The organism is Spirosoma sp. (assembly GCF_048594605.1).
Lineage (GTDB): Bacteria > Bacteroidota > Bacteroidia > Cytophagales > Spirosomataceae > Spirosoma.
Window position 1 is genome coordinate 1 of the sequence record NZ_JBMDWV010000178.1, and the last position, 7518, is coordinate 7518.

At 46.2% G+C, this 7518-nt stretch carries 7 protein-coding genes and 1 pseudogene; all 8 read right to left on the bottom strand.

The annotated features are described in order from the left end of the window. Positions 1-546 (bottom strand): acyltransferase family protein (locus ACOJS8_RS11260; RefSeq protein WP_420148641.1); only part of this gene is annotated, 546 nt, incomplete at its 3' end. Between the two features lie 168 nt (positions 547-714). Beyond that, positions 715-1491 carry a glycosyltransferase family 2 protein gene (locus ACOJS8_RS11265; protein WP_420148642.1) on the bottom strand — a complete coding sequence of 259 codons (777 nt, stop codon included), beginning with the start codon at positions 1489-1491 and terminating at the stop codon, positions 715-717. A gap of 169 nt (positions 1492-1660) precedes the next feature. Further along, positions 1661-2539 carry a glycosyltransferase family 2 protein gene (locus tag ACOJS8_RS11270; protein WP_420148643.1) on the bottom strand — a complete coding sequence of 293 codons (879 nt, stop codon included), beginning with the start codon at positions 2537-2539 and terminating at the stop codon, positions 1661-1663. Positions 2540-2584: 45 nt separating this feature from the next. Continuing rightward, positions 2585-4081, bottom strand: coding sequence for a gliding motility-associated C-terminal domain-containing protein (locus tag ACOJS8_RS11275; protein WP_420148644.1), 1497 nt, complete (start codon positions 4079-4081; stop codon positions 2585-2587). A 63-nt stretch (positions 4082-4144) separates the two neighbouring features. Next, the gene (locus ACOJS8_RS11280) at positions 4145-5005 is read right to left on the bottom strand and encodes a glycosyltransferase family 2 protein (protein ID WP_420148645.1); all 861 of its coding nucleotides are present in this window, start codon (positions 5003-5005) and stop codon (positions 4145-4147) included. Between the two features lie 17 nt (positions 5006-5022). Further along, on the bottom strand, positions 5023-6123 hold the full coding sequence (locus tag ACOJS8_RS11285; protein ID WP_420148646.1) for a glycosyltransferase family 4 protein: 1101 nt from the start codon (positions 6121-6123) through the stop codon (positions 5023-5025). Positions 6124-6159: 36 nt separating this feature from the next. Beyond that, positions 6160-7032 (bottom strand): alpha-1,2-fucosyltransferase, encoded by an 873-nt coding sequence (locus tag ACOJS8_RS11290; protein WP_420148647.1) that lies wholly within the window; start codon positions 7030-7032, stop codon positions 6160-6162. A 14-nt stretch (positions 7033-7046) separates the two neighbouring features. Next, a pseudogene (locus ACOJS8_RS11295) lies at positions 7047-7518 on the bottom strand (hypothetical protein); the annotation flags it as partial.

Sequence of the window (7518 nt, forward strand, 5' to 3'; positions counted from 1 at the left end):
GATTGCAATCACCAGGAAGGTATAACTCTTTATTCTCTGTAAATTATAATAGCTAAGTAACACGAGTGTCAGCCCAAATACAATGTAGGAGATCATTTCAGCACTGATGGACCAGCTTGGTATGTTCCAGCTAACGTCCTTAATGCCAAACATTTTTATGGAATTAACTAAAAACAAACTGGTAAAAAAGCTATATATATTGTTATGCTCATTCTCTAGTCTATTAACGTGAATGTAGGCCGAAAGGGAATGTTTGGAAAGCTCTATTCCTAAAAAAGCCATGAGCATAAGAAAGTGAAGGGGATACACTCTTACGATTCTTTTTTGTAGAAAAGTTTTAAACTGATCGAAGGAGGAGATGGATTTGTAATTATAGACAATCACAAATCCACTCAGAACAAAAAAGAAATCGACGAACATGTCCGAATTATAAATGAATTCATTATTCAGGATTGGCGTATCAGAAAATCCAGATAAATGAAATAATACGACCATAGAAGCAAAAATGCCTCTAAAAATATCGAGTACCTGGAATCGGTGTTTCATGAATTAGAATAAAAAGAATAATCAACGATAGCGCAACAGTTAAGGAATAGTAAGGTCTGGCATTTTTAAGTTTACTGAACTTTCCCAGATGCAGATATGGAAGAGTAACATCCAGAAAATTTGGATCAACTTCTCAACTACGTAACTAAGAAGCTGTATGTTCACTTACTACAGGCGCATAAAATAAATATCGTGGTTGAATTTGATCTGTTTATAAATATCACGTAGTAAAACCAGAATCGGGTTGCCGCTTACTGTCCAGCTTTTACGGGCAATGGTGCTGGGTTCATCCTCGCTATTTTTTTGATAAAACAGATTCTGATAATCATTATAAAAGAGACCTCGCCCTTTATTGCGAATAAAAGCAACCGACATCCGGTATTCAGTTTTATCAGGATGAATTCCTTCTGCGTACCGACCAAACTTCTCGAAGAACGTACTACGACGTAGATGGGGATGGTCGCTATAGTAATAGATTTTGTTGTAATTCGTAGCCCATGCCGGGATAACCATCTCTGAGAAGGCTTCCGTAAATGGTTTTAGATAAGGGTAACGCAGATAGGCGTAATAGCGAACGATATCAAATTCTGGATGCTCCCGGAGAATTTTGAGCGAATCGACCAGATGGGCCGGAAATTCCTGCGACGGTTCGAAGTCCTCCTGTATGTACAACGTGAATGGCGTTTGGACCGCATCCTGCCCCTTATTAATGTTGTTGCCTAACCCTTTGTTCTGAGGGGTCGTAATTAGTCGGAAGTCGTACTCCTTCTGCAAATCCTTCATGTAGGTGATGTGCTTTTCCTGACTGCCATCGTCCGATACGACAATGCCTCCAAATTTGCAGTTTAGTTGTTTAAAACTCGCCAGCAGATTTTCCAGTGAGCTGCTTCGGTTATAGTGTGTTACTAAAAGCGTAACATCGGGGAATTCGTAATTCTGTTGCATGGGGTGTACGGAGCATAAAATTTGTTCTGGTAATTGACGAAAACTCATTTTTAATTTAAGGTGAAAATGGTTGTGGAAATTATAGATTTAGTCAACTGCACTACGTGCCTGTAGCTGATTCTGAGGAACGTAGTACGCAAAAAGGTTTGATTATCAGTTAGTTGAAATTTTATGTTGATTGCGTGTCGGAAAAGTGAACATGTTGTTGCAGCCCGTACTGACAGGCAATCAACTTTTGCTGGATCGTTTGCATTGCTCTATCCTGGTTTATGGATTCCTGACCACGCGACTCTTTCAAATGGTTCAGGTGGTATTGAATGGCGCCAAGCCGGATAAAGCGCAGCTTAAGGCCTAGATTCATCAGACGTAGCGCGAGGTCTGTATCCTCCCAGCCCCAGCCCGTAAATTGTTCATCGTATCCATTGACCTGAATAAGGTCCTTCCGCCAGAATCCCATGCTACAGCCTGAAACGTATCGATAGTGGGTTTTCCAATGATAAAACCGGGCTACGAGCTTCTGTAAGGGTAAAATCCGAAGCCGGCTCCAGTTCCAGCGCGATTGTTGTAATATTGCCTTGATCGACATCGACTCGGACTTATTCAGACGATGCTCACGCAGTGCTTCTTTGAGTGATAAAGAAGGTTCATTTAAAAGCCGTTGCGTGATCTCGGCCGACAGATGGTACTGAGTTCCTGAAAAGAAGTAGCCGGGCTGAGCATGATGCAGATGGTCTTCAACAAATCGCGGGTGTAGAATCACGTCGCCGTCCATCTGAATCAGGTACTCGCCTTTTGCTGCGGCCATACCCATATTTCGGATGCGGGCCAGCTGGAATCCTTCGTCAGGTTGCCATACGTGCAGCATCGGAACCGGGCTGATAGCTTGTAGTCGCTCAACCAACTGCCGGGTTGGTTCTGCCGACCCATCATCGCAGATAATAATCTCGTTAGGGAGTCTACTTTGCTGAAATAAGCTTATCAAACACCGTTCCAGTGCAGCCGGGCGGTTATAAGTCGCTATAAGTATGCTGCATGTTACTGGATTCATTATAACTGATTTAAGTTTTTAGTCAAAAGAGAATTGAATTAGGTATTACCGGACCAGCAGAACAGTACCGCTCCGGGCAAAACGATTATCTTTATTTAAAGTGCTGACAACACTGTACTGAATTGTCCAGGCATAAATTCCTGCGGTACAGGGTTGGTTTTTATACATCCCATCCCATTGCGAATCAGGGTGTTGACTCATAAAAATGACACTTCCCCAACGGTCGAAGACTGTAAACGTATAATCTGTGAACGTACCGGCATGAAAAACAACCAGCTTATCATTGATAGTATCGTTGTTCGGTGAAAAAGCGTCTGGTACGTAGATGTCTTCGGGGTGGCAGTTCTGGGTTTTCGTTTCCACTGAATCGCGGTACGTACATCCGTTCAGGTTTGTTTCCAGCCAGTACGTGCCCGCCGTTTGAACCGTAAGTTGGCGATCTGTGCTCTGATCCGACCAGACGTACGTAGTGCCCGCCGGGAATGGGCCGGGGACTGGAAACGTATACGTAGCATCCTCGCAGAACGTAACGTCCTCGCCCAGACTAAATGGGGCATCCTCCCGGCCATTGACAATCAGTACGTTGGATTCAGCTGAACACTGCGCCCGCCCAACAGCGTCGGCATTAATGGCCTGAGTATTTCTCAGTCGATAATACGTCCGGCCCGGCTGAACGCGATTAATCGTATAGGTAGCCCGACCTGCACCAGCCACAGCCGACCAGGTCTGCCCATCCCGGCTTTGTTGCCAGAGATAAGCGGGATTTGGATATCCTGCTGCCGTTCCGACATTCAATGTCAGCCGCGTATCGGCGCAAACGGTTGTTTCTGAATCGGTTGAGCCAGAAAACTGAATCGTTAGCGTAGGGTGAATGGGGCGAAACGCTATATCGTCGATAATCAGATCGTTGCCACAGCCGCCTAACCCTTTGTTAATCAGTTTGACGACAATGTCGTTGGTGTTGGTCTGGATAGCGAACTGCATGGACAAAGGCACCCAGGTTGGTGACGTAGTACGCGGAACCGCCGGCTGAATAACTTCTCTAATAAGTGTTCCATCGGCCTGTTCCACGCGCATGGCGATAATGGGGTTACGTAAGTTGAATTCGTCACATTCGCCAGCCTGCAGAATCTTGTTGACATTAAGAACCCATAACGAAAACTCATACGTAACGCCGGGACATAAACCTGTTGCTTTCTGACTATAGAACTCACTCGGCTGGTATGATGCGTTGACTATGAACATATTACCCCGCACATCGCCTGGCGTATGATCTTCCCGAACGGTATGCCAGGCATCGCCATGACAACCTCCGTCCAGCGTATCGGCCAGGTTGTATTCACCATCGCCGGGACAACGTATTGCCCGATACGTAAAATTGGTTTGTCCTTGCGGAAGTGCCCCGCGCTGACCAGCTCCAAACGTTTCGCAAATGATGGCGCCCTGGCTGCATTGCGCCCAGCTTACGCTACTGGTAGTCAATACCAGCAGAAGCAGGAAGCAAATCCAGTGAGAGGAAATCAACTTGCAACGAACAAACATGACCTGAATGGGTAGTTCTTAGTAAATAGTTTTGCTGTGATTAATAGTGGTTTGTGTTCCGAACTACGGGTTCACAGACGTTTTTGTATCGTGAGGAGGCTGCGCAACGAACATGCCTTTCAGTCGTCGAAGCTCATGCCCTATTTTGAGGAACAGCGTTCGGGAGAAACTGCCGTCTTTCTGGAGCGTTCGGGTACCTGTCCAGACACGGGCGTTATCGGCTTTCACCTGTTCTACTGAGCCAAACTGCATCAGGTCGAAGCACAACCGCCCATCTTCACCCCGAATTTTGTGCATTACGTAGCCGACTTTCAGGGCATATTCACGGAGGTATCCCGAACTCATTCCGTATGTATTCAGATGGGGGCGTTTCATATGGCGGACTTCCGCAATGCTGTCCTTCAGAGTCTCCAGCAGAGCCAGCTTCCAACGGGCAAAACCCGGTGATGGAATAAATGAATAGCGACCGTACACGCAGGCAACGCCTGGCTGACGTAGTACCGCCATCATTTCATTGATCCAGTCGGGTGGATACAGGCAGTCGGCATCGGCGGTAAGTATGTATTTCCCCTGAGCCTCTTCCAGCCCTTTCTGCCGGGCCGGGCCCCAGCCCTGAATGGGTTGGAACACGCTACGTATCCGAAGCTTGTCCAGCGTGTCCTGCATCTGATCCGTCGAATTATTATTTACCACTATAATTTCGAACGGGATGTCAGTCTGCATTTTGGCCAGCGATGCTACGCTACGTAGTATATTGACCTCCTCATTCCAGGCCGGAATGACAACACTTACCTCCGGATTTTTGGATTGTACGTGTTCAAGGTCACGATTAATTGCGTCGAACACCGATTGTGGAATATCGTTGAAGGAAGCAAATGGATAGCGGAAATTATTGATCCAGTCGGGGGCGTTTAAAATGTTCATAATCTCACGGCGATAAGCTATCGGGCTAATGATTTATAGACGTCCAGGGTCTGATCGATTGATTTCTGTAGTGGAAAATCTGCCAGCCGCTGCGTACCCTTCCTGACCAGTTGGTCTTTCAGGGTACTATCGGTCAGGGTTGTCTCTAGTTTATGAATCAGGTCATCGATTTCAGTAGGTTTGAAATAGACAGCGGCATCAGCGGCTACTTCCCGAAAGCATTCTGTATCGCTGAGAAGCATCGGGCACCGCGCTTTAAACGCTTCCAGAATAGGTAGTCCAAAACCCTCATAAAGAGATGGATACACGAACAATTGTGCATTCTGATACAGAAAATTCAACTGCTCATCCGTTGCATTGATGTGCCGAACCCGGTCTGTCAAACCAATACGTTGCAGAAATTCACGATCGGCAATTTCCAGCTTCCCGCCACCCGTCAAGATTACGTTCAGGTCAGGAAAACGAGGAGCCAGCTGCTGAAATGCATTCATGAACAAGTAGAAATTTTTGTAGCCGCTCCGGTCGCCAACAAACAATACGTACTGTTCGGGCAGATTAGGCACCGACTGAACCTGCAAAGGCGATTCCACGTCAATTCCGTGGTAGATAACCGATACCTTTTTCGGATCTACATCGAAAAAACTGAGCAGATCTTTCCGGGTTGTGTTCGAAATCGTAATGATGGCATCGGCCCGTTTAATATTGAGTCGCTTCTGGTGGGTGAGTGGGTCCTGATTCCAGAAATATTCCGGTAGCCGCTCGTACGTCATATCGTGAATCGTGATGACCAGCGGTTTTCGTAACTCTTTGAGAAAATACGGATCATAATACGTTGGATGAAACACATCGAAATTCGCTTTACTCAACAACCGCCGACAGTAAAGCTGATTCATCTGGTAATCGTATCGATCATTCCGATTTAGCACCCGATCGCTCAGGCTTCCTTTAATGAGAAGTGGCTCATTCTGTATGTAATGATTTTTGGCGTGTAGAACTCCCAACTGATACGTAATGGTATCGGTGCGCTTAATGCCCTGGATAATGTTGGCAAAGTAGCGGCTGATTCCGCCGTACTTCTGCGTACTGAATTTCTGATGGTCAATTAATACTTTTATCATAGCACATCAAGGGTTGGATAGGCTTTTCGACGGTAGTTATAAAGCCAGCCATGTCGATGGAAGCAAATCTTTTGTATTCCAGGTCGGTTTGTTTTTATACCATTGTTTGGGGCTAATTACCAGTTTGTTAGGGTTCGGATTGAGCCAGGCGCCCCACCAGCTGAAAGAACTATTGGCAATAATATGATGCCGGCACTGACTCATCAGAACCAGGTCCGCTACGTCGGCATCAGGTCCTGTATTTTTGACGAAAACGGAATTATCGGGCAGAGATAAGTTTTGTCGTACCCACTCCTGATCATCGCTGAAGACGAAAAATTGAGGATTTTTAATTTTACCGGTTAATTGACGAATTGCCTGCTCATAGTACGCAAGGCCCACAAATCCGAATGTTTTGCTAAACTCCGGATGGTTTACGTAATCGCCCCGCCGGATATGAATGGAAACGGGCATCGACGTAGCGTGGATCTGCTGCTGATAATGATTGAACTCGGGACTTGGCGCATCTACCAGCATCAACTCTCGTCGTATTGTATCGGCACTTTCCTGAAAATACGCTTCCGACTGCCAGAATCCATCTAACGTAATGCATTGAGCCTGAGCGCGTAATACGTCTTCGTCGAAATGAAAGTGCTTCTCTTTCAGAAACAGAAAAAAGGGCGGCATGCTCCGATTTGGTAGCAGCTTTGTGGCTTTTGATACGTACTGCAAAGGCGATTTTTGCAGGATACGGTACGGTGCCGAAAAATGACCGAGCTTAAACGCACGGGGCGTATCGGTTTCATACTGATACTTATAGTAGCTCAGATCCAGGTACAAAGTCGTCTTGTTTTTCAGTGCCAGGTGCCGGGCAACGGCGTACTGAAAAAGCTGATTCCCTAAGCCACTGGTTATTCTACTGATAATCATAACACGGAATGCTATTAATAGTATTGACCTAGATACCTCAAAACCTCAGCCCGATCTTTGGCGTGCAGAATGGTAGCGCCTGACAACTTCGGGAATAGGTTCTCATACTCATTGAAATGATGTTCCATGCCCCAGTTTGGGTTCGACAGAATGATATTCGTTCCGCCGAAGCAGCTTGCCAATGCCGCCGTGCCGCCATGCATCGAAATGAAATGGTTGCTGTTGGCGTAGATCATCAATTGCAGATGATTGTAATTATTGACCGTTTTCGGATAATGTTGCTTATATAGATCGTCCATCAACACTACGTCGGGATGGTTCTCTTTTAGCCAGGCATGCTCGTTCAACTGCATGGTTTCGCTGTTGTCCTGTACTATCTGGGTAGGGAGGGGGCGGTTGTAAACAATCTGGTATTTAGCGCCGTACGTCCGAACAATCTGGTCGAGTGTAGGAATGTCCAGATAATTAATCGGCGGCTGGTCCCAT

What these genes read in the sequence shown, in the direction of transcription:
- ACOJS8_RS11265 (WP_420148642.1), bottom strand. Translation starts at nt 1,491, where the DNA reads ATGCAACAGAATTACGAATTCCCCGATGTTACGCTTTTAGTAACACAC.
- ACOJS8_RS11270 (WP_420148643.1), bottom strand. Translation starts at nt 2,539, where the DNA reads ATGAATCCAGTAACATGCAGCATACTTATAGCGACTTATAACCGCCCG.
- ACOJS8_RS11275 (WP_420148644.1), bottom strand. Translation starts at nt 4,081, where the DNA reads ATGTTTGTTCGTTGCAAGTTGATTTCCTCTCACTGGATTTGCTTCCTG.
- ACOJS8_RS11280 (WP_420148645.1), bottom strand. Translation starts at nt 5,005, where the DNA reads ATGAACATTTTAAACGCCCCCGACTGGATCAATAATTTCCGCTATCCA.
- ACOJS8_RS11285 (WP_420148646.1), bottom strand. Translation starts at nt 6,123, where the DNA reads ATGATAAAAGTATTAATTGACCATCAGAAATTCAGTACGCAGAAGTAC.
- ACOJS8_RS11290 (WP_420148647.1), bottom strand. Translation starts at nt 7,032, where the DNA reads ATGATTATCAGTAGAATAACCAGTGGCTTAGGGAATCAGCTTTTTCAG.